General features: G+C 65.8%; 19 protein-coding genes, 1 tRNA gene and 1 pseudogene. 14 read left to right on the forward strand and 7 right to left on the reverse strand.

Annotated features, from left to right (window positions below; all coding sequences use genetic code 11):
• Positions 1-131 precede the first annotated feature (131 nt).
• Positions 132-401, reverse strand: a complete 270-nt coding sequence (gene rpsT, locus ACSYAO_RS05800; RefSeq protein WP_005408560.1) for a 30S ribosomal protein S20 — start codon at positions 399-401, stop codon at positions 132-134.
• 117 nt (positions 402-518) lie between these two features.
• Here rpsT and murJ point away from each other — a divergent pair, with 117 nt between their 5' ends.
• The 7 genes from murJ (at position 519) to ACSYAO_RS05835 (ending at position 10,223) form a co-directional block, all read left to right on the forward strand.
• Entirely contained in the window at positions 519-2,123 is a 1,605-nt protein-coding gene (gene murJ / locus ACSYAO_RS05805) for a murein biosynthesis integral membrane protein MurJ (protein WP_049462332.1), read from the forward strand.
• A gap of 75 nt (positions 2,124-2,198) precedes the next feature.
• On the forward strand, positions 2,199-3,146 hold the full coding sequence (locus tag ACSYAO_RS05810) for a bifunctional riboflavin kinase/FAD synthetase (protein ID WP_032127582.1): 948 nt from the start codon (positions 2,199-2,201) through the stop codon (positions 3,144-3,146).
• Positions 3,143-5,974: an isoleucine--tRNA ligase gene (gene ileS, locus ACSYAO_RS05815; protein ID WP_049462333.1), complete on the forward strand. Its 2,832-nt coding sequence runs from the start codon at positions 3,143-3,145 to the stop codon at positions 5,972-5,974. Before ACSYAO_RS05810 ends, ileS begins: the two co-directional genes overlap by 4 nt.
• The gene (gene lspA, locus ACSYAO_RS05820) at positions 5,974-6,498 is read left to right on the forward strand and encodes a signal peptidase II (RefSeq protein WP_049424357.1); all 525 of its coding nucleotides are present in this window, start codon (positions 5,974-5,976) and stop codon (positions 6,496-6,498) included. Before ileS ends, lspA begins: the two co-directional genes overlap by 1 nt.
• 27 nt (positions 6,499-6,525) lie before the next feature.
• Entirely contained in the window at positions 6,526-7,476 is a 951-nt protein-coding gene (gene ispH / locus ACSYAO_RS05825) for a 4-hydroxy-3-methylbut-2-enyl diphosphate reductase (RefSeq protein WP_019337505.1), read from the forward strand.
• A 201-nt stretch (positions 7,477-7,677) separates the two neighbouring features.
• Positions 7,678-9,561 carry a M61 family metallopeptidase gene (locus ACSYAO_RS05830; protein ID WP_134951753.1) on the forward strand — a complete coding sequence of 628 codons (1,884 nt, stop codon included), beginning with the start codon at positions 7,678-7,680 and terminating at the stop codon, positions 9,559-9,561.
• Positions 9,558-10,223 carry a lysoplasmalogenase gene (locus ACSYAO_RS05835; protein WP_049462335.1) on the forward strand — a complete coding sequence of 222 codons (666 nt, stop codon included), beginning with the start codon at positions 9,558-9,560 and terminating at the stop codon, positions 10,221-10,223. The genes ACSYAO_RS05830 and ACSYAO_RS05835 overlap by 4 nt, the downstream gene beginning before the upstream one ends.
• Positions 10,224-10,305: 82 nt before the next feature.
• Here the strand turns inward: ACSYAO_RS05835 and ACSYAO_RS05840 are convergent, their stop codons facing one another.
• Genes ACSYAO_RS05840 through ACSYAO_RS05860 form a run of 5 tightly spaced genes read right to left on the reverse strand, consistent with a single transcriptional unit; the run spans position 10,306 to position 16,279 of the window.
• Positions 10,306-11,025, reverse strand: a complete 720-nt coding sequence (locus ACSYAO_RS05840) for a hypothetical protein (RefSeq protein WP_032127576.1) — start codon at positions 11,023-11,025, stop codon at positions 10,306-10,308.
• On the reverse strand, positions 11,022-11,978 hold the full coding sequence (locus ACSYAO_RS05845; protein WP_049462336.1) for a hypothetical protein: 957 nt from the start codon (positions 11,976-11,978) through the stop codon (positions 11,022-11,024). Before ACSYAO_RS05845 ends, ACSYAO_RS05840 begins: the two co-directional genes overlap by 4 nt.
• A gap of 46 nt (positions 11,979-12,024) precedes the next feature.
• On the reverse strand, positions 12,025-14,823 hold the full coding sequence (locus ACSYAO_RS05850) for a TonB-dependent receptor plug domain-containing protein (RefSeq protein WP_049424367.1): 2,799 nt from the start codon (positions 14,821-14,823) through the stop codon (positions 12,025-12,027).
• 11 nt (positions 14,824-14,834) lie between these two features.
• Entirely contained in the window at positions 14,835-15,803 is a 969-nt protein-coding gene (locus tag ACSYAO_RS05855; RefSeq protein ID WP_049462337.1) for a FecR family protein, read from the reverse strand.
• On the reverse strand, positions 15,800-16,279 hold the full coding sequence (locus ACSYAO_RS05860) for an RNA polymerase sigma factor (RefSeq protein WP_235202849.1): 480 nt from the start codon (positions 16,277-16,279) through the stop codon (positions 15,800-15,802). The genes ACSYAO_RS05855 and ACSYAO_RS05860 overlap by 4 nt, the downstream gene beginning before the upstream one ends.
• A gap of 286 nt (positions 16,280-16,565) precedes the next feature.
• On the opposite strand from ACSYAO_RS05860, the pseudogene ACSYAO_RS05865 reads away from it, so the two are divergent.
• The 3 genes and pseudogenes from ACSYAO_RS05865 to ACSYAO_RS05875 all read left to right on the forward strand — a co-directional run bounded on the left by ACSYAO_RS05865 (position 16,566) and on the right by ACSYAO_RS05875 (position 20,665).
• Positions 16,566-19,437 (forward strand): annotated as a pseudogene (locus ACSYAO_RS05865) (autotransporter outer membrane beta-barrel domain-containing protein).
• 97 nt (positions 19,438-19,534) lie between these two features.
• Entirely contained in the window at positions 19,535-20,539 is a 1,005-nt protein-coding gene (locus tag ACSYAO_RS05870) for a 2-hydroxyacid dehydrogenase (RefSeq protein WP_197655788.1), read from the forward strand.
• Between the two features lie 50 nt (positions 20,540-20,589).
• Positions 20,590-20,665 (forward strand) — tRNA-Thr (locus ACSYAO_RS05875).
• A gap of 70 nt (positions 20,666-20,735) precedes the next feature.
• Here the strand turns inward: ACSYAO_RS05875 and ACSYAO_RS05880 are convergent.
• The gene (locus tag ACSYAO_RS05880; RefSeq protein ID WP_197655789.1) at positions 20,736-21,371 is read right to left on the reverse strand and encodes a GyrI-like domain-containing protein; all 636 of its coding nucleotides are present in this window, start codon (positions 21,369-21,371) and stop codon (positions 20,736-20,738) included.
• A gap of 352 nt (positions 21,372-21,723) precedes the next feature.
• Here ACSYAO_RS05880 and cyoA point away from each other — a divergent pair, with 352 nt between their 5' ends.
• The 4 genes from cyoA to cyoD are packed head-to-tail and all read left to right on the forward strand — an operon-like array spanning position 21,724 to position 25,755.
• Positions 21,724-22,779 carry a ubiquinol oxidase subunit II gene (gene cyoA / locus ACSYAO_RS05885; RefSeq protein WP_164081306.1) on the forward strand — a complete coding sequence of 352 codons (1,056 nt, stop codon included), beginning with the start codon at positions 21,724-21,726 and terminating at the stop codon, positions 22,777-22,779.
• Between the two features lie 2 nt (positions 22,780-22,781).
• Positions 22,782-24,779 carry a cytochrome o ubiquinol oxidase subunit I gene (cyoB, locus tag ACSYAO_RS05890; protein ID WP_197655790.1) on the forward strand — a complete coding sequence of 666 codons (1,998 nt, stop codon included), beginning with the start codon at positions 22,782-22,784 and terminating at the stop codon, positions 24,777-24,779.
• A complete protein-coding gene (gene cyoC / locus ACSYAO_RS05895; RefSeq protein ID WP_012510428.1) occupies positions 24,776-25,414 on the forward strand; it encodes a cytochrome o ubiquinol oxidase subunit III in 639 nt (212 codons plus the stop codon). The genes cyoB and cyoC overlap by 4 nt, the downstream gene beginning before the upstream one ends.
• Positions 25,414-25,755 carry a cytochrome o ubiquinol oxidase subunit IV gene (gene cyoD / locus ACSYAO_RS05900; RefSeq protein ID WP_005408584.1) on the forward strand — a complete coding sequence of 114 codons (342 nt, stop codon included), beginning with the start codon at positions 25,414-25,416 and terminating at the stop codon, positions 25,753-25,755. The genes cyoC and cyoD overlap by 1 nt, the downstream gene beginning before the upstream one ends.
• Positions 25,756-25,846: the final 91 nt, after the last annotated feature.

Here is a 25,846-nt window from a genome sequence, read left to right on the forward strand (position 1 = left end):
GCAACGTCGATGGGTTGCCGGCCAGCGGCCGGCACTACCGGATCGCGTGGATCGCAGGCAACAAAAAACCCGGCCGGGGCCGGGTTCTTGTCTGCTGCCCGACCCCGAAGGGGCAGGGCGGCAACGCCGGATCAGGCGGCCTTGAGGGCCTTGATGCGGTCGTTCAGGCGGCTCTTGTGGCGAGCAGCCTTGTTCTTGTGGATCAGGCCACGCGCGCTGAAGCGATCCAGGATCGGCTGGGCAACGGCGAAGGCGGCTTCGGCGCCGGCGGCATCGTTGGCGTCCAGCGCCTTGATCACTTTCTTGACAGCGGTGCGCAGCATCGAGCGCTGAGCCACGTTGCGCGCGTTGCGCACGACGGTCTGCTTGGCGCGCTTCTTGGCGGACTTGATATTGGCCACGGTGGTGGTTTCCTGAAAAAATCGGTGTTATGGGAACAGCAAGCTAGCTAGTATGATGGCCCGAGAAATGCACGTCAAGTCGATTGTCAAGAGGGACGCTGAGTGAGTTCACCGAAGATGTTGCGAGGCCTGCTGTCGTTCAGCAGCATGACCATGGTCTCGCGGGTGCTCGGACTTGTCCGTGACCAGGTGATCACCACCACGTTCGGCACCAATGCGGTTACCGATGCGTTCTGGGTTGCCTTCAGGGTACCCAATTTCCTGCGCCGGTTGTTCGCCGAAGGCTCTTTCGCCACCGCTTTCGTGCCGGTGTTCACGGAAGTGAAGGAAACCCGCAGCCATGCCGAGCTGCGTGAACTGATGGCCCGCACCGCCGGCACCCTGGGTGGGGTGCTGATGCTGGTTACCGCGCTGGCGCTGATCTTCGCGCCGCAGCTGGCGGTCGCATTCTCGAGTGGTGCTGATACCGACCCGGTCAAGCAGACCCTGCTGGTCGACCTGTTCCGCCTGACCTTCCCGTTCCTGTTGTTCGTCTCGTTGACCGCGCTGGCCGGTGGCGCGCTGAACAGCTTCCAGCGTTTCGCGATGCCGGCGCTGACCCCGGTCATCCTCAACCTGTGCATGATCGCCGGTGCGCTATGGCTGGCGCCGCGGCTGGGCGGCACCCCGGAAAAACAGATCCTGGCGCTGGGCTGGGCGGTACTCGCCGCCGGCATCCTGCAGCTGCTGTTCCAGCTGCCGTCGCTGAAGGGCATCAACCTGCTGACCCTGCCGCGCTGGGGCTGGCGCCATCCGGGCGTGCGCAAGGTGCTGACGCTGATGGTGCCGACCCTGTTCGGTTCGTCGGTGGCGCAGATCAACCTGCTGCTGGATACCCTCATCGCGGCCAAGCTGACCGACGGCTCGCAGTCGTGGCTGTCGCTGGCCGATCGCTTCCTGGAGCTGCCGCTGGGTGTGTTCGGCGTGGCGCTGGGCACGGTGATCCTGCCGGCGCTGGCCCGCCATCACGTCAGCACCGACCGCGAGGGTTTCTCGCGCTCGCTGGACTGGGGCCTGCGGATGACCCTGCTGATCTCGGTGCCGGCCATGCTGGGCCTGCTGCTGCTGGCCGAGCCGCTGATCGCCACTCTGTTCCAGTACCGCCAGTTCACCGCCTTCGATACCCGCATGACCGCGCTGTCGGTGTACGGCCTGAGTTTCGGCCTGCCGGCGTTCGCCCTGCTGAAGGTGGTGCTGCCGGCGTTCTATGCCCGCCAGGACACCAAGACCCCGGTCCGTGCCGGTGTGGCCGCGCTGGTGGCCAACATGGTGTTCAACTTCGCCCTGCTGGCCGTGCTGTACCAGGTCATGGTGCCGGACGAGCTGAAGGCGCAGGGCGTGATGGCGGCCATCGGCAAGCAGCCGGGCCTGCACCTGGCGCTGGGCATTGCCAGCGCGCTGTCCAGTTACCTGAACCTGGGCCTGCTCTGGTACTGGCTGGGCAAGACCGATGTCTACCAGCGCCGGCCGGGCTGGGGCGGCTACCTGGTGCGGCTGCTGCTGGCCTGTGCGGCCATGGTCGGCGTGCTGTTGGCCCTGCTGCATTGGGTTCCCGACTTCACCGTCATGGACAAATGGCACCGTATCGGTGGCCTGATGCTGCTGGTCGGCGGCGGTGGCGCGACCTATGCGGTGGCCATGCTGGCGATGGGCTTCCGCCCGCGCGACCTGCGTGGGCATTGATCGCGGCCCGTGGCGGCTATACTTCAGGGTTACACCATTGAAGCAGCGGCCCCGGTCGGGCCGGAACGAGAGTTGATGAGCAGGCTGTTCAGAAGCGTCGAGGGCGGGGAGCTGTTCCCCAACGGAAGCGTGGTCTGTATCGGTGCATTCGACGGCCTCCACCTGGGCCATCGTGCGCTGGTCCGCCACGCGGTTGCCCGCGCGCGCGCCTTGGGCGTGGCCGCCGTGGCCGTGGCGTTCGAGCCGCTGCCGCGTGAGTTCTTCGCCCAGGGCACACCTCCGCCGCGGCTGACCCTGGCGCGCAGCAAGGTCGAGATCCTGCGCGAGCTCGGCGTCGATGCGATCGGCCTGCTGCGTTTCGACGCAGCGATGGCGGCGATGCCGGCCGAGACCTTCGTGCGCCAGCTGCTGGTCAATCGCCTGAGTGCGCGTGAGGTCTGGATCGGGCCGGAGTTCTGCTTCGGCAACCGCCGCCGCGGCGACCTGGCCCTGCTGCAGCAGCTCGGCGCCGAGCTCGGCTTCAGCGCCGGCGAGATCGAAGCGGTCGATCTGCACGGCGAGCGCATCTCCAGCACCCGCATCCGCCAGCTGCTGCAGGACGGCGACTTTGCCCGTGCCGGCGACCTGCTCGGCCGCCCGTATGCGATCAGCGGCCGGGTGGTGCGTGGGCGCCAGCTCGGCCGCACGCTGGGCTTCCCCACCGCCAACCTGCGGTTCCCGAAGACCCCGGCGCTGTCGGGCATCTACGCGACCTGGGTGCACGGCGTGTTCGACCAGCCGTGGCCGTCGGTGTCCAGCTTCGGCACGCGGCCGACGGTGGACGGCGTGGAGCCGCTGCTGGAAGCGCACCTGTTTGATTTCCAGGGCGACCTGTACGGGCGCCACATTGACGTGGAGTTCGTCGCCAAGCTGCGCGACGAAGAGAAATTCAATGATCTGGCGGCACTGACCGACCAGATGCACCGCGATGCCGAACAGGCGCGCGCCATCCTTTCCGAACATAGATTGCGAGCCACTGCGTGAGCCAGGACTACAAGACCACCCTGAACCTGCCAGCCACCGAATTCCCGATGCGCGGCGACCTGCCCAAGCGCGAGCCGGGCATTCTGGCGCGGTGGGAAGAGCAGGGGCTCTACCAGCAGCTGCGCGACAACGCCGCCGGCCGCCCGCTGTTCGTGCTGCATGATGGCCCGCCGTACGCCAACGGCCGCATCCACCTCGGCCACGCGGTCAACAAGATCCTGAAGGACATCATCGTCAAGTCGCGCTACCTGGCCGGCTTCGACGCGCCCTACGTGCCGGGCTGGGACTGCCATGGCCTGCCGATCGAGATCGCGGTCGAGAAGAAGTGGGGCAAGGTCGGCACCAAGCTCGACGCCGTCGAATTCCGCCAGAAGTGCCGCGAGTTCGCCGAAGAGCAGATCAACATCCAGCGCGTGGACTTCAAGCGCCTGGGCGTGACCGGTGACTGGGACAACCCGTACAAGACCTTGAGCTTCGACTTCGAAGCCAACGAGATCCGTGCGCTGGCCAAGGTCGTGGCCAACGGCCACCTGGTGCGTGGCGCCAAGCCGGTGTACTGGTGCTTCGACTGTGGCTCGGCGCTGGCCGAGGCCGAGATCGAATACCAGGAAAAGGAATCGCCGGCGATCGACGTGGCCTACGCCGCGCGCGATGCGCAGGCCATCGGCCAGGCGTTCGGCGTGAGCGTGCCGGCCGATGTGGAAGTGGCCGTGCCGATCTGGACCACCACCCCGTGGACGCTGCCGGCTTCGCTGGCGGTGTCGCTGGGCGCGGAGATCAACTACGTGCTGGCCGAAGGCCCGGCGCACAACGGCAAGCGCCGTTGGCTGGTGCTGGCCGCGGCCCTGGCCGAGCGCGCGCTGCAGCGCTATGGCGTCGAAAACGTGGTGCTGCACGGTGAAACCACCGGTGCCGCGCTGGAGAACCAGCTGCTGGCGCACCCGTTCTACCCGGAGCGCGAGATCCTGGTGCTCAACGGCGACCACGTCTCCGACGAGGACGGTACCGGTGCGGTGCACACCGCCCCCGGCCACGGCCAGGAAGACTTCGTGGTCAGCCAGAAGTACGGCCTGCTGGACAAGTACAACGCCGGCCAGGTGACCCCGATCGACGGCCGTGGCGTGTACCTGGAATCGACCCCGCCGGCCGGTGACGTGGTGCTGGCCGGCCAGCACCTGTGGAAGGCGCAGGAGGCCATCGTCGGCGTGCTGCGCGACAACGGTTCGCTGCTGGCCTTCCACCCGATCCGCCACAGCTACCCGCACTGCTGGCGCCACAAGACGCCGGTGGTGTTCCGCGCCACCCCGCAGTGGTTCATCTCGATGGACAAGGCCAACCTGCGCAACGATGCGCTGGCCGCCATCGACACCGTCGGCTGGTTCCCGACCTGGGGCAAGGCGCGCATCCAGAGCATGGTCGACGGTCGTCCGGACTGGACCATCTCGCGCCAGCGCACCTGGGGCGTGCCGATCGCCCTGTTCACCCATCGCCAGACCGGCGAGATCCACCCCCGTTCGGTGGAGCTGATGCAGCAGGTCGCCGACCGCGTCGAGGCTGAGGGCATCGACGTGTGGTATTCGCTGGATGCTGCTGAACTGCTGGGCGCCGAAGCGGCCGACTACGAGAAGGTCACCGACATCCTCGACGTCTGGTTCGATTCGGGCGTGACCCATGAGGGTGTGCTCGCCGCGCGTGGCTTCGGCAAGCCGGCCGACCTGTACCTGGAAGGTTCCGACCAGCATCGCGGCTGGTTCCAGTCCTCGCTGCTGACCGGCGTGGCGATCGACAAGCGCGCCCCGTACAAGCAGTGCCTGACCCACGGCTTCACCGTGGACGAGCACGGCCGCAAGATGTCCAAGTCGCTGGGCAACGGCATCGAGCCGCAGGACATCATGAACAAGCTGGGCGCGGACATCCTGCGCCTGTGGATCGCCTCGGCCGACTACAGCAACGAGATGTCGCTGTCGCAGGAGATCCTCAAGCGCAACGCCGACGCCTACCGTCGCCTGCGCAACACCGCGCGCTTCCTGCTCGGCAACCTGGACGGTTTCGATCCGGCCCAGCACCTGCAACCGCTCGAGCAGATGGTCGCGCTGGACCGCTGGATCGTGCATCGCGCGTGGGAGCTGCAGGAGAAGATCAAGGCGGCCTACGACGGCTACAACATGGCCGAGATCGTGCAGCTGCTGCTGAACTTCTGCAGCGTGGACCTGGGCTCGCTGTACCTGGACGTGACCAAGGATCGCCTGTACACGATGCCGACCGATTCGCACGGTCGCCGTTCGGCACAGAGCGCGATGTACCACATCGCCGAAGCGTTCACCCGCTGGGTGGCGCCGATCCTGACCTTCACCGCCGACGAGCTGTGGGGCTATCTGCCGGGCGAGCATGCCGGCCATGTGCTGTTCACCACCTGGTACGACGGCCTGGCGCCGCTGCCGGCCGATGCCCAGCTCAACGCCGGCGACTTCGACCAGCTGCTGGCCGTGCGCGAGCAGGTGGCCAAGGTGCTCGAGCCGATGCGTGCCAACGGCGCCATCGGTGCCGCGCTGGAAGCGGAAATCACCATCGCCGCCAGCGAAGAGCAGGCCGCGAAGTGGCAGCCGCTGGCCGATGAACTGCGTTTCCTGTTCATCAGTGGCGACGTGCAGGTGCGCCCGGCGACCACCGACGAGGTGTTCGTCAGCGCCCAGCCGACCACCAAGGCCAAGTGCGTGCGCTGCTGGCACCACCGCGCCGACGTCGGCAGCAACGCCGACCACCCGGAACTGTGCGGCCGCTGCGTGAGCAACATCACCGGTGCCGGCGAACTGCGGAGCTGGTTCTGATGGCCGCGCCCCGTCCGCATCCGAACGCCCTGGTCTGGCTGCTGCTGTCGGCCGCCATCATCGGCCTGGACCAGTGGTCCAAGGCCTGGGTGTTGTCGAGCCTGCCGGAGTTCCAGCCGGTGGTGGTCATCGACGGCTTCTGGAACTGGTACCGCACCTATAACACCGGTGCCGCGTTCAGTTTCCTGAGCGACGCCGGTGGCTGGCAGAAACACTTCTTCACCGTGTTGGCGATCGTCATCAGCGGCCTGATGGCCTGGTGGCTGCGTAGCACTGCCCGCGGCAACTGGAAGGCCGCGGTGCCGTACGCGCTGATCATCGGCGGCGCGATCGGCAACGTGATCGACCGCCAGGTGCACGGCCACGTGGTCGACTTCATCCAGTGGTACGTGGGCAGCTACACCTGGCCCTCGTTCAACATCGCCGATTCGGCCATCGTGGTGGGTGCCATCGGCATCGCCCTGTTTGGCCTGTTCGACGGCAAGTCCGCCAAAAAGGCGGATAATGCCAATCCGAAACCGTAAGCCGGCCGCTGCCGGGAGACTGAACTGATGGATGTGCTGCTCGCCAACCCGCGTGGATTCTGTGCCGGCGTCGATCGTGCGATCGAGATCGTCAAGCGCGCGATCGAAACGCTGGGCGCGCCCATCTACGTCCGCCATGAAGTGGTGCACAACCGCTTCGTGGTCGACGACCTGAAGCAGCGCGGTGCGATCTTCGTCGAGGAACTCGATGAAGTGCCGGACAACAACACGGTCATTTTCAGCGCGCATGGCGTGTCCCAGGCCGTGCGCCAGGAGGCCGAGCGTCGTGGCCTGAAGGTGTTCGACGCCACCTGTCCGCTGGTGACCAAGGTCCACTTCGAAGTCGCCCGCCACTGCCGTGCCGGCCGTGACGTGGTGCTGATCGGCCACGCCGGTCACCCGGAAGTGGAGGGCACCATGGGCCAGTGGAACCGCGAAGCCGGCACCGGCCAGATCTATCTGGTCGAGGATGTCGAGCAGGTTGCCACGCTGCACATCAACCAGCCGGAAAACTTCGCCTATACCACCCAGACCACGCTGTCGGTGGACGATACGCGCGGCATCATCGATGCATTGCGTGAGCGCTTCCCGGCGATGCAGGGCCCGAAGAACGACGACATCTGCTACGCCACGCAGAACCGCCAGGACGCCGTGCGCGATCTGGCCAAGCGCTGCGACCTGGTGCTGGTGGTCGGCTCGCCGAACAGTTCCAACTCCAACCGCTTGAGCGAGCTGGCCCGTCGTGAGGGTGTGGAGTCGTACCTGATCGACGGCGCGCACGAGATCGACCCGGCGTGGGTGGCAGGCAAGCAGCATATCGGCGTGACCGCAGGTGCCTCGGCGCCGCAGGTGCTGGTCGATGGCGTGCTGGCGCGCCTGGCCGAGCTGGGCGCCAGCGGCGTGGGCGAGCTGGACGGCGAACCGGAATCGATGGTGTTCGCGCTGCCGAAGGAACTGCGCCTGCGCCTGGTCGACTGACCGGGAAGCGCCTCATCCACGCATGGCGTGGATCTACTGAAACTGCTCTGGTGGGTGCGAACCAGCACAAGGTGGGTGCGAACCTTGGTTCGCACGCTTCTGGGCATGCACGGATGGGCGCTCGCCCATGACCTTTGGCCATGGGGCCGGGCACTGCACAGGCCTAGCATCGGAAAATTCTCCGTTGTTGGAACCTGCCCGATGAAGACCCGAGCCTTGGCGATGTCGTTGCTGTTCGCGCTGGCGGCCACGCCCGCGCTGGCGCAGACCTCGCCGCCGGGCGATGCCGCGGCACCCGGCCTGCTGCGCATCGATGTGGATGCACGTGACCTTGCCCGGCGCATCTTCAAGGTGACCGCCACGGTGCCGGCCAAACCCGGCCCGATGACCCTGCTGTACCCGCAGTGGATTCCCGGCAACCATTCGCCCACCGGTCCGATCGACAAGCTGGCCGGCCTGCGCGTGACCGCCAACGGCGAGCCGCTGGCCTGGCAGCGCGACCAGTTCAACGTCTATGCGTTCAAGGTGTACGTGCCCGAGGGTGTGAGCGAGATCGTCGCCCACTTCGATTTCCTGTCCTCGCAGGGCGGCAGCCAGGGCCGGGTGGTGATGACCCCGGAAATGCTCAACCTGCAGTGGAACGCCAATTCGCTGTATCCGGCCGGCGTCGATGCGCGCAACCTGCAGGCGCAGGCCAGCGTGACCCTGCCCAAGGGCTGGTCGTTCGCCACCGCGTTGGAGACTGCGCGCCGCGACGGTGACACCGTGGTGTTCAAGCCGATCTCCTATGACCACCTGGTCGATTCGCCGTTGTTCGCTGGCGAACACTACCAGCGCATCGATCTCGACCCCGGCGCAAAGGTGCCGGTGCACCTCAATGTGTTTGCAGACGAAGCCAAGTCGCTGAAGCCGAGCGACGAACAGATCAAGCTGCACCGCGCGCTGGTGCAGCAGGCCGACAAGCTCTATGGCGCGCGCCATTACAACCACTATGAGTTCCTGCTGGCGTTGACCGACCGCCTCGGTGGCATTGGTCTGGAACACCACCGTTCCAGCGAGAACAGTGCCGATCCAGGCTACTTCACAGAGTGGGACAGCAACGCGTGGATGCGCGACCTGCTGCCGCATGAGTACACCCACTCCTGGAACGGCAAGTACCGCCGCGGCGCGGACCTGGCCACTGCCAACTTCAACGTGCCGATGGGCGACAGCCTGCTGTGGGTGTACGAGGGGCAGACCCAGTTCTGGGGCCAGGTGCTGGCCGCGCGTTCGGGTCTGTGGTCGACGGCGCAGGCGCGCGACATGCTCGCGAACGTGGCCGCGACCTATGACCGTGGCCGCCCGGGCCTGGCCTGGCGGCCGCTGCAGGACACCACCAACGACCCGACCATCGCGCAGCGCCGCACGCTGCCTTACCGCAACTACCAGATGAGCGAGGACTACTACTCCGGCGGCCAGATGCTGTGGCTGGAAGTGGAGGGCAAGCTGCGCGAACTGAGCAGCAACCGGCGCAGCCTGGATGATTTTGCGCGCGCCTTCTTCGGGGTCGGCAACGGCGACTGGGACGTCAATCCCTACACCTTCGACGACGTGGTCGCGACCTTGAACGGCATCGCGCCGTACGACTGGGCGACGTTCCTGCGCGGTCGCCTGGATGGCCACGGTTCGTTGACCGGTGGCCTGGAACTGGCGGGCTGGAAGCTGGTTTACCGCGATACCCCGAACGACGCCTACAAGGCGCAGGAAAAGCGCGCCAAGGCCGCGTTGCTGGCGTACTCACTGGGTGCGACCGTGCTCGACAACGGCACGGTCGGTGACGTGATCTGGGACAGTCCGGCGTTCAACGCCGGTCTTGCACCGGGCATGAAGGTGATCGCGGTTGGCGGCCGTGAATACAGCAGCCAGCGCTTGAAGGATGCAGTCGCCGCCGCAGCAAAGGACAAGGCGCCGATCGTGTTGCTGGTGAAGCAGTTCGATCGCATCGAAACGATGAGCATCGCCTACCACGGTGGCCTGCAGTACCCGATGCTGGAGCGCATCGCCGGCAAGCCTGACCGCCTGGCGGACCTGTGGAAGGCGCGATGAAACCGCGCGCCCGCGATGGCGTGATCCTGTTGATGGCGATCCTCGCCATCGTGGGCGCATTCCTGCACGGCGATGGGCGTTGGCTGCACTGGCTGGCCAAGCCGGCCACCACGCTGCTGATCGCTGCCATCGTCTGGCGCGTGCATGATCCGGTGCAGCCGTTCTATCGGCGTGCGGTGCTGGCCGGCATGCTGCTCTCGTGCGTGGGTGACATCGCGCTGATGTTGCCAATGGATGCGTTCGTACCGGGGCTGGTCGCATTCCTGCTGGCGCATGTCTGCTACATCATCGCCTTCCGCGGAGGCCTGCGTGCCGGGCGTGGGCTGGTCGGCGCCAGCGTCCTGCTCGGTGCGTTTGCCGTGCTCAACGTGCTGGGCCTGTGGCCACACCTGCCCGCACCGATGCGTATTCCGGTGCTGGCGTACGTGGTGGTGCTGGCATCGATGGCGGTGCTGGCCCTGGCACGGCAGTGGCGCCGCCCGCAGCCTGACGCCATGGAGGCCGCCAGTGCCCGTTGGGCCGCTGCCGGTGCCGTGCTGTTCGTCGCCAGCGATTCACTGTTGGCCTGGGACCGCTTCGCCGGTGGCCTGCCGCTGGCCAGCCTGCTGGTGCTGTCCACGTACTACGCTGCGCAGTACGCCATCGCGCGCTCGGTGAAATAGAAAAAGGGGACGGAGGGGATTAAGTCGCAAACCGCACCAAGGCACATACGACTTAATCCCCTCCGTCCCTTTTTTGTGTGGCCTACCGGCGGCTCACGCCGCGCAGGGCGCCCTGCGCATCGAACTGCAGGCGCACGGATTCGCGGTCACCGGCGACTTCGTCCGGCAGCCATACCAGCTTGCCGGCTTTGCGCACGATCACGTAGACGTGGCCGACTTCAGATGCGGGGTTCTGCAGCGCATTGCGCTGTTCCTGCAGCGCCTGCGCCACGCGCGGAACAGCCTCGAAATCGATGCTGGCCAGGGATGTGCTGCTGCGCTGCAGGCTGATGGTCGGCGCAAACTGCTGCGGGTTCACCGGATTACCCTTGCGCCATTGGCCACGTTCAAAGTGATAGCTGTCGACGTGGCCCGGCTGTTGCGGATCGACCAGATCGAGGTTGATGCGGCCATCGTCGTAGAAGTGGATGCTGTGGAAGACCGTCAGCCGCTGGCCGGCCAGCGCTGGCATCTGCTCCAGTGCCTGACGGGCAGCCAGCAGGTAGTCCGCATCGAACAGGCGGTTGTTGCGCTCGGGCGCTCCAGCGGTGCTCGCGGCGGGGAAGGGCGCCGGGGACGGCACAAGCGATGCGGATTGCTCGCGCGGCGACTGGGACGAGACGGAGGCAGGCAACCGGTCCGGCTGTACCGAATGCCCCAGCGTTTCGCTGATGGTCTGCAGGGCGCCTCCGGCAACGGCCACGCCCGCCAGAACCAGCAGCAGTACCAGGAACACGGTGCGGGTTGAGGGCGGCTGTTTCATACTCCCTCCAGGCGCACGTTGCTGTGGTCATCCGGGTCGTACAGCAGCGTCACATGCTCGCGCGGGATGTTGGCCAGTTCAATCAGCGGGATGAAGCGGCGCACGCGGGCCTGCTGCACGTTGCCTTCGCGGTCGATGTATTCCAGCTGGAACTCCACCTGCGGCTGTTCGTTGAGGTAGGTGCCGGTCTGACGCACCTTCAACACCCTGGCCTCCACGCCGATGCCGCGATACTTCAGCGCATCGCCGCGGGCATCGGCGTGCAGCAGGCGGCCGAGCAGGCGCAGGCCCAGCGCATAGCCACACAGCACCAGCGGGCACACCAGCAGCGGGTGACCGAACGACAGGAAGGTCCAGCCCAGCCCCTCGCTCTGCAGCTGGTAGGCCCACACATAGGCAGCGGCAACGATGGCGATGCCGAGTGCTGCACCGATGCCGCGCCGCCACAGGCTGGCGACATTCAGTTCGGGCTGGGCACCGTCCAGCACGATGTTGGGGAATGCCCCGGGCGTCCGGCCCAGGCGCGCATCAATGTGCCTGCCGGCCTCGAAGCGATGCAGCTGGGGTTTGCTGTCGACCACCAGCATCTGTTCGCGGACCGGCGTACCGGACAGGTTCTTGAAGGACAACTGCAGTTTCCATTGCGCGAACCCACGCACCTGCACGCCGGTCTGTTCGGCCTGCTCGATCAGCGCACTGCGCGGTTCACCGTCGGCCAGGATCGACTGCACCCGGTGCAGTGCGCGTGGCGGCCCCAGCAACAGGTAGTGCAGGAAGGCGAACAGCAGCGTCAGCCACAGGACCATCGACAGTGCGAGCAGCAACAGTGCCAGCCACGGTGCGCTGCGGTCGACCAGCGCCACCGGCCACGAAGTGCCGAAATAGAGAATGCAGGGAAAAGGCAACGCGAAGAACAGCAGGAACGCGCCCCAGAACCAGAGATAGGCTTTCATGGGGGAAGGGGACCGCGGTGGAACAGGGCGCGTAGATTACTACGCTTCAGCGGAACTGCAGGGTAAGCAGGTAGTAGCGGCCGAGCGGATCGTCCAGCCCGGGCATCTGCCCGCCGTTGCCGACCAGATAGTTCACCGGTTGTGTGTCCAGCACGTTGTGCACGTCCAGCGCTGCAACGATGCGCGGCCCCAGCCGGCGTGCGAGGTGCAGGTTCCAGCGCAGCTGCCGTGGGTTCATGCAGTGGTTCCGGTCGACCTGCTTCTGCGGGCACTCCGCCCCCGGCAGCCAGGCACGCGTGCGCCCGATCTGGTTGCCGCGTAGCGCGATGTCCCAGTTGCTGTTCTGCCATTGCACGTTCAACACCGCAGCCAGCTCGGGTGTCACATGACCACGCAGGTCCACGGCGGCCTCATGGTCACGGCGGCGAAGCAGTTCCTGCTGCTTCAGCGCATCGAGCGAAAACAACCATTGGCCGTTGCTGCCGCTGTCGATGCGGTACTCGCCACGCAGCACCCAGTTGCGGGAGGTGGTGCGGCCGATGTTGTCGAACGACAGGCGCAGGCTGCCCAGGTGGCCGTCTTCATCCAGTTCCCACGTGCTGCGGTTCCACACTGCATCGCTCGGCTGCAGGGCGAGGATCTCGTTGCGCAGTTCCACGATGTTGTGGGTCAGCGACAGCGAGAACGTGTCGTCGGGCGTCCACGTGGCTGCCAGCGAATGGCTGCGTGATCGTTCGGCCTTCAGTGCATCGTTCTCAACCACGTTGGCCGTGACGCTGCAGCCGCCACCACGCGTGGCGATCGCACATTCCGGAAGGGCACTGGACACCGGAAGCGTGATCGAGCCGAAGTAGCCGGGAGGCCGCCGTTGCTCGAACAGGCTCGGTGCACGATAGCCGCGCCCGCTGGCCAGCAGGAACGACCAGTGCGGCGTCGGGCTCCAGCGCAGCCCGGCACGAGGCGAGAACGCCATGAAGCCGCCGTCGCGGTCCCAGCGTGCAGCCAGGTCCGCGCGCAGCGTGGGGGCCAGCGGCAGGCCCAGCTCGGCGTAGACGCCACTGCTTTGTCGCGACAGGCGGCGCCGCTGCTGTGGCAGGCCCAGCGCAAGGTCGCCCTGGCTCAGCAGTGCGTCCGGGCGCGAGGTCCAGCGTTCATGGCGCAGGTCGATGCCGGTGGCCAGCTGCGCATTGCCGCCGGGCATTGCCATCAGCTCACGCTGCACGCCCCACCAGCCCTGCCATTGTGCGGTGCTGCCGCGGTTGCGGATGGACGGAAACAGCGTGTCCGCCTCGGCCGCCGGCGGCGCGTCGAAACCGGGAGTGAACCTGCGCGCCTGCGTTGCTTCAAGCAGGCGTGTCGTGCGCACGGTGCCTGCAGTGGACAAGGTCACGTCGCTGCGCTGCGCGCTGATGCCCGCCTCCCAGCTGCGCCGGCCCTGGTCGCGGCCGATGCCGAAGGTAAGGTCGGCATCGGTGGCGCGGACGCTGGGGCGCACGTTGCCGGCCTCACGCAGCACACTGTTGAAGGTGATTCCGCGCGAGACCACCGCAACGGCGGTCGGGCCCAGATCGAAGCGCTGGCGGTTGTGACTGGCCCGCGCCTCGACATAGGCATAGCGTCCCTCACCACGTTCATGCCGGTAGTGCAGGAAGGCCGACGCGGTATCCGAGGCGGGCTGCAGCGACCGCGGCCGCGCGCTGTCAAACCAGCAGCCATCCTCGCGCCGCTTCAGGGGCGGCTCGCAGCGCCGGGCGGGCACGTACCAGTTGCCGAAGATCGCGCCGATCGGATACAGCGAGGTTTCCGCGTGCCAGTCACGCTGGTCACCGGCGACATGTTCGACACGGTGCAGATCGAGTCCGGCAAACCAGCGGTCCCCGTTGCCACGCGCGCCGCCCGTGGCGGCCTGCAGGCGGTACTGGCCCGCATCGCCGCGGCTGCTGAGCCCGGTCTGCAGCATGGCTTCGGGCCCATCGGCCTGGTCGCGCAGGATGATGTTGACCACGCCGGACATGGCGTCGGCCCCATAGATGGCCGAGGCACCACCGCGTACCAGTTCGATGCGGTCGACGAAGCTCAGCGGAATGCCGCCGAGGTCGGTGAGCCCACCCTGTTCCAGCGACACCATCGGATAGCGCGGCAGGCGCCGGCCGTTGACCAGGAACAGCGTCGCCCGCGGGCCCATGCCGTCGAGACTGGTGGTGGCCGCTGCGCCCACCGGCAGGTACTGCGAATCGCCGCCGCGCGAGGTGCTCATGGCCGGATGGCCGTTCATGCCGGGCAGGTGCCGCAGCAGGTCGAACAGATTGCCGTAGCCGCTGCGCAGGATATCGTCGCGATCGATGGTGGTGACCGGCAGTGTGGTCTGCACCGAAGAGCGCGGCAGCCGGCTGCCGGTGACATGGATGGGCGCCAGTTCCACCTGGTGTGGCGTGTCGGCGGACTTGGGAGCCGGGCGCGGCAGGCGCGGGGCTGCGACCGCTTTCGGCGGCGTGGCAGGGGGCTCGGGATGGACGCGCCGCACGACAAAGGCACCGGATGAAGTGCGCAGGATGTTGACCGGCAGGCCGGCGACCAGCTGCTTCAGGGAGGCCCCGGTATCGCGTTGGTCACGGCTGCCGCCGGTGCGCAGATCATCCAGTTCACGTGCGTCGAACAGCAGGGCGGTGCCACTCTGCCGGGCCCATTGCTGCAGTGCCGGCACCAGTGGGCCGGCGCCCACGTCGATCTCCAGCGTGCCGGCGGGCTCGCCGGCATCGGCCATCGGTAGTGCGGCAACACCCAGTGCAAGGCATAGCAGGGCGCGGAGCAGCCCCCACTGCAGCGCACCCGGACCTGCCTTCACTGCCGGTCTCCTCAGTAGGTGCGGCGCAGTTCCAGCGCGCCATCCGGACGCGTCTGGCCAGCCACGGACCAACCCAGTTCCAGCGCCGACAGCAGCTCCTGTGCATCACCGGCGCGGAAGGTGCCGCTTACAGCCAGGTCGGTGATCTCCGGATCGACGATCACCAGTGGCGTGCGGCCATAACGGTTCATCCGCTCGACCACGATCGACAGTGGCGTGGCATCGAACACCAGTTGCCCACGCAGCCAGCCTTCAGCGGCTGCGTTGGACGAGAGGGCAGGGCCCGGCTGGATACGGCCGGAGGGCAATACCTGCAGCTGTTGGCCGGGCGCCAGCGTGTGCTGCGCTGCGCCGTTGCTGACTTCCACGGCACCTTCCAGCAGCGCGACCTCGACCAGACCGTCGCGCAGGCGTTCCACCTGGAAGGTCGTGCCGATGTCGCGGATCGTACTGCCGCCGGCGTGCAGCTGCAGCGCCTTGTTCGACGGAGCGACCTGCAGTTGCAGCCGACCCCGCTCCAGCACCAGATCACGATGACGCCAGCCGAAGCGGGCGCGGAGGGTGGTGCCGGCATCCAGCATGGCGACGCTGCCATCGGCCAGCGTCTGCTGCTGTGCCTGGTGCGAATCATTGGCGTAGACCTGTGGCGTCGGGTTGCCGTCGATGGCAACCATCCAGCCGATGCCGATCGCCATGCAGACACCGGCGGCAGCGGCCACGCCCGGCAACCAGCGCCGGCGCGGCGGACGCGCCGCCCGTGCCGCGGCGGTGCGCAGCCAGGGGTCAGCCGCAAGCTCCGCACCCTGCTGGAACAGGGTTTCGGCCTGCACCCAGGCTTTGACGTGGGCCGGATCTTCGGCCAGCCAGTCCTCGAACGTTTCGCGTTCGGCTGATGTGCAGTCCGGGGCTTCCAGGCGGGCTACCCAGGCGCTGGCGCGTTCAAACAGCTGTGCATCATCCCTGTGCGGGGTGCCACTCATTGGCCGTCCCTGTCGTTGTGCAGCGGATCCGATCCCAACTCCTGACGCAGGCCCTGCAGGGCCCGGGCGATATGTTTTTCCACGGTCTTGGCAGTAATTCCACAATGCCGCGCGATCTGGGTGTAGCTCATGCCGGTGATGCGGTTGAGCAGATAGACCTCGCGTGCGCGTTCGGGCAGCTTGAACAGGGCCTGCCGCAGCAGGGACAGCATCTGCCCTGACTCGGCCTGGCGCAATGGATCGGGCGAGGAACTGGGCGGTTCGTCGCTGCCATCGTGTTCGGCCAGCGGCAGATGCGGCCGCGACTGCGGCGAGCGTCCGCGGTCTGCCAGGCGGTTGCGGGCGATACGATACAGCAGCAGGCGCAGTTCGTCCGGGCCCTGTGCGCGATAGCGGATCAGCCGCTCCATGCAGTCCTGCGCGATATCCTCCGCATCCTCAGGCCCGACCCCCCGCGTGCGCAGGAACGCGCACAGCGGTGCGCGCTCTTCGCGTACGAACGCGATGAAGGCATCCGCAGGTGCGGGCGGCTCCGGCGCGCGATGGATCAGGGGAGACGGGGTGGACAGGGCTGGCCTCGACTGTCGGTGGCGAATGCGTCATCGAGTTTTACGCGACGATGACCGGATGGGGAAGAGTGTGCATCGATCGGATTCTTATTGTGAATGTATTCATTTTTCAGGATCCGTTCCACTGGGGGAGATCGCCCCGCTGCGGCGTTGATCGTTCTACCCGCGTGTTGCGGGTGGAGAGAGAGAACGCATGAAGTATTCGAAGTTGAGCCTGGCCCTGGCCGGGCTGATGGGCGTTGGCGCCATATCCGTGGTGGATGACGTCATGGCAATGAATTATCACGTGCAGGGCGATCGCATCTTCCTGAGTGGCGATGTGACCTACGCCGACGTGGTATCCCTGCCGGCACTGCTGGCCAAGGCGCAGGCCGAAGGCCGGCCGGTCCGTGAGGTGGTGCTGCGTACGTCCAATGGTGGTGCGTTGATCGCCGGCGAGTGGCTGCAGGGCATCATCCGCACCTCCGGACTGAACACCATCGTGTCCGGCAATTGCATTTCATCCTGCTCGATCATGCAGTCTGGTGGCGTCGAACGCTATCTGGCCGGCGATCTGCCGCTCATCGACTCGGTGCAGATCCACGCGGCCAGCAGCGGCGGCAAGGTGATCTACACACCGTCGCCGCGCATGACCCAGATCTATACCGGCAACTACGGCGGCGGCATGGATGCCGGGCTGCTGCACAAGGCCATGTATGAAGTGGTGCAACCGAACGGGTTGCTGGTGTTCCGCGATCCGGCGCGCAGCACTGGTGCCTCGGTCACCTTCGATCCCGATGGCAGTGGCAGCAAGCTGGAGTCGTTCCCCGGCCAGGATATCTACAGCAACAAGATCATCACCGCGAACGGATACCGCGATCCGGGTGACACCTTGAACGTCACCGCCAACGTGGTCGGCGACATCAACCCCGGTTACCTGCGTACCGGACGCCAGTTGCAGGCGTTCGTCGATGATGATTTCGCGCGCTGGAATACCGACTGGCGATCCACCTACATCAATGTCGCACAGAGCATCTACAACGCATCAAGCCGCGGTCCGCAGGGCATCGGCGCGCTGTCGGTGCAGGGCTACCTCAGTGATCCGGACATCCAGGACCTGCTGCTGTCCAAGCTGCGGCTGGCTGATCTGGATGTCTCCACGCTGGACAACGCCATGGGCGTGATCCGGGTGAGCAACGGCGCCACATGGCGCACGTCCGCGACGACAGGCGCGGACTTCATGCTGGTCGACAATGGCACCATCGCGCTGGAAGGCGGTGCGCTGCGCGCATCGGAAGTGCGGGTGCTCGGCGCAGGCATGCTGGTTGGCCATGGCGACGTGGCGGGTACTGCGATGGACCGCGCTGCTTTGCTGGACGGCACCGGTCCTTCCTACCGCGAAGACGGCTTCAACCGCCTGCGCGTGTTCGGCACGCTGATGCCGCGCGGCGGCGACCTGGTCACCCATGGCTACGTCAACATCATGCCGGGCGGCAAGGTGCTGTTCGACGTTACTGAGAATGGCGGCACGGCCGCCGGCCGCCTGCGCGTGGGCACGTTCTTCGATGACGAGCAGACAGAGGGGGCACTGGTGATCTCCAAGGGTGCCTTCCTCGAACTGAACGTGGCGCAGGGTTACTACGGCCAAGACTTCCGTCGTGACCTGGTGGAGGGCCCGATTTATCAGGGCGGCTTCGAAGAGGCCGTGCGCCTGGGCGACACCGGTTACAGCGCCAGCATCCAGTGGTGAAGTGTTCCGCCCGCGCCACAATTCACTGCTCAGCTTCAACGTGAAGCAGACGGCCGATGGCCTGTGGCTGACCGCCAACCCGGGCTTTGACCAGCTGGGCCTGTTTGCCAACGGTACGTCCGGCGACGGCCTGGGCCGCGCGCTGGCGACCGCCTCCGATCGCCAGGACAAGGGGCTGAGATCGCTGCTGGGCGCACTGCAGTTCGCCGACCGCGATGTGATCGCACAACAGGCCGGTGCCCTGCGCGGTGATGCGCACGCCAGCCTGCGACTGGCCGACACCGCGCTGGTGGGCAGTATCGGCAACGTCGTGCAGCAGCACCAGTCGGCCATGCGCAGCGGCGGTGATGCCGATGGCCTGGCCTCGCAGGTGGCGCAGTCGGTCTCCTCCCAGCCGGGCATGCGCCATGGCAGCCTGTTCAACCAGCTGGCGATGCACCTGGTCGAGCCGGCGTCGGGCAGCGTTGCGGGCAGCGCTGATGCTGGACGCAGCCATGGCATCTGGGCGCGTGGTTTCGCCAGCCATGGCCGCCTCGATGCCGACGGTGGCGTGACCGGCCTGAGCCACACCATCGGTGGCATCGTGGTCGGTGCCGATACCCGCGTGGCCGATGACCGCGTGACCCTGGGTGTCAGCGTGGCCGCGGCGGACATGTCGACCAAGGCCAGCGATGGCTCTGGTTTCACTGGTGACGTGCGTGCGCTGGACGTGGGCGGCTACCTCGATGCGACGTACGCGCGCGGCTATCTGTCGGCGGCCGTGCGCTACACCGATCTGCGCCACGATACGCGTCGCAGCATCAACGGCATCGATGGCCTGCAGCAGCCGCTGCGCGCCAAGTACAGCAACGATGCGATCTCCGCACGGGTGGAACATGCGTTCTCCTTCACGACCGGCAAGGGCCTGGTGATCCAGCCGTTGCTGCCGGTGGTGGACTACGCGCGTACCTCGGCCACCCGCTTCAACGAAGGGCAGGGCGCCGGTGCGCTGGTTGGCCGCAGCGGCAGCCTGGAGAGCATCCGCGTGGGTGCGGGCCTGCAGCTGTTCAAGACCTTCGAAGGCAACAACGGCGAGCGCATCACCCCGCGCGCCCGGGTGGTCTGGCAGAAGGAACTGGGCGATTCGCAGGCCCGCTACAGCACCGGCTTCGCCGCGGCACCGGATCTGGTGTTCGGCGCCAGCAGCCAGGCGGTGGGCGAGCAGGTGCTGGCCTGGAACCTGGGTGTGACCAGCCGTGCCAGCGAGCGGCTGTCCATCATGGCCGATTACGTGGGTGAGCGCCGCGACGGGCAGATCCAGAACGGCGTGATGCTGGGCCTGGGCTACAAGTTCTAAGTGACGCCCGGCACCGGCGATGACGGCATCGCCGGTGCCATCCCAACGCGGGTGCTGCTGCGGTATGGTCGGTATGCCATTCCACCCAGGCCCGTCCATGCAGATCGCCGTCTTCAGTGCCCGTCCCTACGACCGTCGTTTCCTTGATGAGGCGAACCAGCGCGATGCGGCTGGGGACGGCTTTGCGTTCGTGTACTTCGATGTGGCCTTGGATGTGCATACGGCTGCACTGGCGCAGGATTGCGCGGCGGTCTGTGTGTTCGTCAATGATCGACTTGAAGCACCGGTGCTGCACGCCCTGCATGCAGTGGGTGTGCGGGCAGTGCTGCTGCGCTGCGCGGGCTTCAACAATGTAGATCTTGTAGCGGCAAAGGTGCTTGGCCTGTTTGTTGCCCGCGTGCCGGCCTATTCGCCAGAAGCGGTGGCCGAGCATGCACTGGCACTGGTGATGACCCTCAACCGTCAGACCCACCGCGCTTACAACCGCGTGCGCGAGGGCAATTTCATGCTGGATGGCCTGCTTGGGCGCACCCTGCATGGCCGCACGGTCGGCATCGTCGGCACCGGCAGGATCGGCCTGGCCACCGCACGCATCTTCAAGGGCATGGGCTGCACCGTGGTGGGGCACGATCCGTATCCGTCGGCAGGCTTTGCGGATGTGGGCGAGATGGTGGAGATGGATGAACTGCTGGCGCGTACCGACATCGTGTCGCTGCATTGCCCGCTGACGCCTGAGACCCATCACCTGATCAATGATGCATCACTGGCCCGGATGAAGCCGGGCGCGATGCTGGTCAATACGTCGCGCGGCGCACTGGTCGATACCCATGCGGTGATCCGCGCGCTGAAGTCGCGCCGGCTGGGTCATCTGGCCATCGACGTGTACGAGCAGGAAAGCGCGCTGTTCTTCCAGGACCTGTCTGGCGAGATCATCGACGACGAGGCCTTCCAGCGCCTGATGACCTTCCCGAATGTGCTGGTGACCGGCCACCAGGGCTTCTTCACCGTGGAGGCGCTGCAGGAGATCTCGGCGATCACGCTGGGGAATCTGCAGGATTTCGTGGCCGGGCGGGTGTGCGCCAACCGGGTAGAGGCGGGCTGAGCCGGATGGATTGACCGCCGGGGCGCCCAGCCCGTAAAATCGCGGGCTCCGCCGGAATAGCTCAGTTGGTAGAGCGGCGCATTCGTAATGCGTAGGTCGCAGGTTCGACTCCTGTTTCCGGCACCAGTTGCATGAAAAGCCCCGGCCTTGGTCGGGGCTTTTTGTTTGGGCATTTGAAGCAATCACGGCTCTTGTGTCATGAGCGCGAACCCTTATCAGGCTCAAGCGCGCGCACCGGCTGCCGCAGCACGGTCTTCAACCGCGCAGCGTCGATCCTGCGCGGGTCGCTCAGGTAGATCTCATGATGGGGGCCGGCAAAGGCGTAGCCCAGCGAAGGCATCAGTTCGTCGTGCAGATGGGCCAGGGCCGGACCCTCGTCATCGTAAGCGCCTACATGCAGGGTCTGCAGGCAGAGGCCTTCTTCAAGAACTTCGTGGCGAAGGCTGGCCGGAACGTCGCCCAGTTTCTTCGCCGCCTTGGCGATGGCAGCCTCCAACTGCGCTGGACTGATCCCGTCCGGCGTGCGGATCATCACCGTCCACCTCCACTCATCCTTGCGGCGAGCCACAAAGCTCGACGGATCCTCGGCGGTCCACAGGGCTTCCAGCGGTGGCACCACGTAGTCCTGGCCCCCGGACTTCAGTGCGAACTTCAGTGCATAGCTCACCGCGTACAGCCACTGCACGGACTGCAGGTAGGCGGGGGCGATATTCGGATCACCGTGGCCGTCGACCATCACGTAGGGCAGGGGCGGTACGTCCACTGTCACGAACCGGCCCACCGGGGGCCGGTATAACGCGCGATCGCGCTTCTTGAAGTCGATCTTGTCCACGGGCCTTCCTCCTGCGCCGAGCATCCCACGCCGGGCACCCGCCAGCACGCCTGAACAGGTTCAGATGACTTTGCCGAACACGGGCGGAGCAGCCGCCATCGCCCGATGCTAGGATGCCGCCCCCGGGTGTTCTGCCCGCCGCGGTTGCGCGGTGCGACAACGTGTCGCAGCCAGAAACGGGCCTTTCCTGCGCTCGATCATTGTCAATGCCTTTCTTAAATGGTGGGTGACGGCCTAAAATTGAAAGGCTGACTCGACCCCACCTCCCTGCCTGTCTTCCGGACCGGTGGGACCGGCTTTGGCCGGAACAGGCAGGACGGGGAACGGCATTCCCTCGCAATTGGATCGACCGATGATTCCGTTGAAAACCCTTGGGCGCTGGTTGCGCCCGGGCCTGCTGCTGTCGTTGCTGGTGATGCTCACCGGCTGCGATGCGGTGGCCATCCTCAGTCCGAAGGGCCAGATCGGCCAGGATGAGAAGACCCTGCTGATCACGGCCACCGTGCTCATGCTGCTGGTCGTCATCCCGGTCATCATCATGACCCTGACCTTCGCGTGGAAGTATCGCGCCTCCAACACCAAGGCCCGCTACGAGCCGAAGTGGTCCCACTCGACGGCGATCGAGGTGGTGGTGTGGTCCATTCCCTGCATGATCGTGCTGGTGCTGGCGGTCCTGACCTGGCGCTCGTCGCACGCACTGGACCCGTACAAGCCGCTGGATTCGGACGTCAAGCCGGTCACCATCGAGGCGATCTCGCTGGACTGGAAGTGGCTGTTCATCTATCCGGAAGAGAAGGTGGCGGTCGTCAACGAAATCAAGTTCCCGGTCAACACGCCGCTGAACTTCAAGATCACGTCCGATTCGGTGATGAATGCGTTCTTCATCCCGCACCTGGGCAGCATGATCTACTCGATGGCTGCGATGGAGACCAAGCTCCACCTGATCGCCAACGAGACCGGTGAATTCCCGGGCATGTCCTCGCACTACAGCGGCGCGGGCTTCGCCAAGATGCACTTCACCGCCTACTCGGTCACCGATGCCGAATACCGCCAGTGGCTGGACCAGGTCCGTGCCGGTGAGCAGACCTTGGACAAGGCCTCGTTCAAGGCCCTGGGTGAAGCACGCAATGCCGAGTGGTACCCGGTCACCTACTTCGGCAAGACCGAAGAAGGCCTGTTCGACTGGGTCATCGCCAAGCACATGGGCGACAACAAGCATTACGGCATGAAGCACGAGCACAAGGCCCCGGCCGATGGTGCCGCTGCCGAAGGCCACGATGCCCATGCAGGTCACGAGGGCCATGAAGGCCACACCGACGCTGCCGCCGCTCCGGCCGAACACGCCGGACACACTGCTGACGAGCACGCCGCCGCCGGTCACGCCGGCCACGCGGGCTCGGGAGAATGAACATGTTGGGTAAACTCTCAATTGAGTCGATCCCCCACGATCCGATCGTGCTGACCACCCTGGTCGGCGCGGTGCTGGGTGGCCTGGGCGTCATGGCCCTGATCACCAAGTTCAAGCTGTGGGGCTATCTGTGGAAGGAGTGGTTCACTTCGGTGGATCACAAGAAGATCGGCGTGATGTACCTCATCGTCGCCTTCGTCATGCTGCTGCGCGGTTTCTCCGACGCCATCATGATGCGTACCCAGCAGGCGCTCGCCGTCGGCGGGTCCGAGGGTTACCTGCCGCCGCACCACTACGACCAGATCTTCACCGCCCACGGCGTGATCATGATCTTCTTCGTGGCGATGCCGCTGATCACCGGCCTGATGAACCTGGCCGTGCCGCTGCAGATCGGTGCGCGCGACGTCGCGTTCCCGTTCGTCAACTCGCTCAGCTTCTGGCTGTTCGTGTCCGGTGCGGTGCTGATCATGCTGTCGCTGTGGATCGGTGAGTTCGCTGCCACCGGCTGGCTGGCGTTCCCGCCGTTGTCGGGCATCGAATACAGTCCAAGCGTAGGCATGGACTACTACATCTGGGGTCTACAGGTCGCAGGCCTGGGTACCACGCTGAGCGGTATCAACTTCTTCATCACCATCCTGAAGATGCGTACCCCCAGCATGAAGCTGATGCAGATGCCGGTGTTCACCTGGACCGCCCTGGTGACCAACGTGCTGATCGTCGCGGCCTTCCCGGTGCTGACCATCACCCTGGTGCTGCTGACCCTGGACCGTTACCTGGGTACGCACTTCTTCACCAATGACGGTGGCGGCAACGCCATGCTGTACATCAACCTGATCTGGATCTGGGGTCACCCGGAGGTGTACATCCTGGTCCTGCCGGCGTTCGGTGTGTTCTCCGAAGTCATCGCGACCTTCTCGCGCAAGGCGCTGTTCGGCTACAAGGGCATGGTCTACGCCACCGCCTGCATCGGCGTGCTGTCGTTCATCGTGTGGCTGCACCACTTCTTCACCATGGGCTCGGGTGCCAACGTCAATGCCTTCTTCGGCATCACGACGATGATCATCTCGATCCCGACCGGCGTGAAGATCTTCAACTGGCTGTTCACCATGTTCCGCGGTCGCGTGCAGTTCACCACGCCCGTGCTGTGGACCATCGGCTTCATGGTCACCTTCACCATCGGCGGCATGACCGGCGTGATGCTGGCGATCCCGGCCATCGATTTCGTGCTGCACAACAGCCTGTTCCTGATCGCCCACTTCCACAACGTCATCATCGGCGGCGTGGTGTTCGGCATGTTCGCCGGCATCACCTACTGGTGGCCGAAGATGTTCGGCTTCCGCCTCAATGAGTTCTGGGGCAAGTGCGCGTTCTGGTGCTGGTTCATCGGCTTCTACGTGACCTTCATGCCGATGTACGTGCTGGGCTTCATGGGCATGACCCGTCGTCTGCAGAGCACCGTCAACCCGGCCTACGAGCCGCTGCTGCTGGTCGCTGCCGCAGGTGCCTTCATCGTGGGTGCCGGCATCCTGTGCCAGATCATCCAGGTGGCCGTGTCGATCCGCGACCGCAAGAAGACCGCCGACCTGACCGGCGACCCGTGGGATGCCCGTACGCTGGAGTGGGAAACCTCTTCGCCGCCGGCCTTCTACAACTTCGGCAGCCTGCCGGAAGTCACCGAGCTGGACGATTTCTGGGAGCGCAAGCAGCGTGGTGAAGCCTGGCCGAAGCCGGGCAAGTACACCGACATCCACATGCCGCGCAACACCGGCACGGGCGTTGTCATCGGTGCCTTCAGCCTGGTGTTCGGCTTCGCGATGATCTGGCACATCTGGTGGCTGGCCATCGTCGGCTTCGTCGGCATGATCGCCACGTTCATCTACCGCACCTTCGACCAGGACGTGGACTACTGGGTCCCGGCCGCCGAGGTGGAACGCATCGAGAACGAACACCGCAAGCACCTGGAAAACCAGGGCCTGGTGAAGTCGGAGCTGAAGGCATGAGCACCAATACCTCGACCCTGAGCCACGGGCACGCCGCGCAAGCGGCGGCCCATGGCCATGACGACCACGAGCACCACGACACCGGCGGCAACACCGTCTTCGGTTTCTGGGTGTACCTGATGAGCGACTGCCTCATCTTCGCCTCGCTGTTCGCCACCTACGTGGTGCTGGCCGGCGGTACCGATGGTGGCCCGACCGCGAAGGACCTGTTCGAACTGCCGTTCGTTGCATGGGAAACAGCGCTGCTGCTGACCTCCTCGCTGACCTTCGGCCTGGGCATGATTGCCATGCACCGCAAGCAGATGGGCCAGATGTACCTGTGGCTGGGCATCACCTGGCTGCTGGGCTTCGGCTTCATGTGCATGGAAGTGTGGGAGTTCCAGCACCTGATCCATCAGGGCTACGGTCCGGACCGCAGTGCCTTCCTGTCGGCGTTCTTCGCCCTGGTCGGTACCCACGGCCTGCACGTCAGCGCCGGCCTGCTGTGGCTGCTGGTGATGTTCGTGCAGCTGAAGAAGTACGGCCTGACCCCGACCAACAAGACCCGCATGGCGTGCCTGAGCCTGTTCTGGCACTTCCTGGACCTGATCTGGATCGGCGTGTTCTCCGTCGTCTACCTCAATGGAGCCCTGTAATGGCACATGACAACCATGCACACGACCACGGCACCGGCGGCGAAAGCCATGGCACCGTGAAGTCGTACCTGATCGGCTTCGTGCTGGCGGTGGTGCTGACCGTCATCCCGTTCTGGATGGTGATGTCGGGCGACTTCTCGCGCACCGTCAACGGTGTGGTGATCGCGATCACCGCGGTGCTGCAGATGCTGGTCCACCTGGTGTTCTTCCTGCACCTGGACCGCTCTTCGGAAAGCCGCTGGAACGTCAACGCTGCGGCCTTCACCGTGGTGGTGATCGGCATCATCGTGGTCGGTACCCTGTGGGTCATGCACAACATGAACGTGCACATGATGCACTGACGTCCACGCGACGTTGCCACGCAGAAAGGCCGCCTTCGGGCGGCCTTTTTGTTTGTCTGCGGATCTGGGTAGTGCCGGCCGCTGGCCGGCA

Source organism: Stenotrophomonas sp. STK16_22 (assembly GCF_051984505.1).
GTDB classification, from domain to species: domain Bacteria; phylum Pseudomonadota; class Gammaproteobacteria; order Xanthomonadales; family Xanthomonadaceae; genus Stenotrophomonas; species Stenotrophomonas maltophilia_A.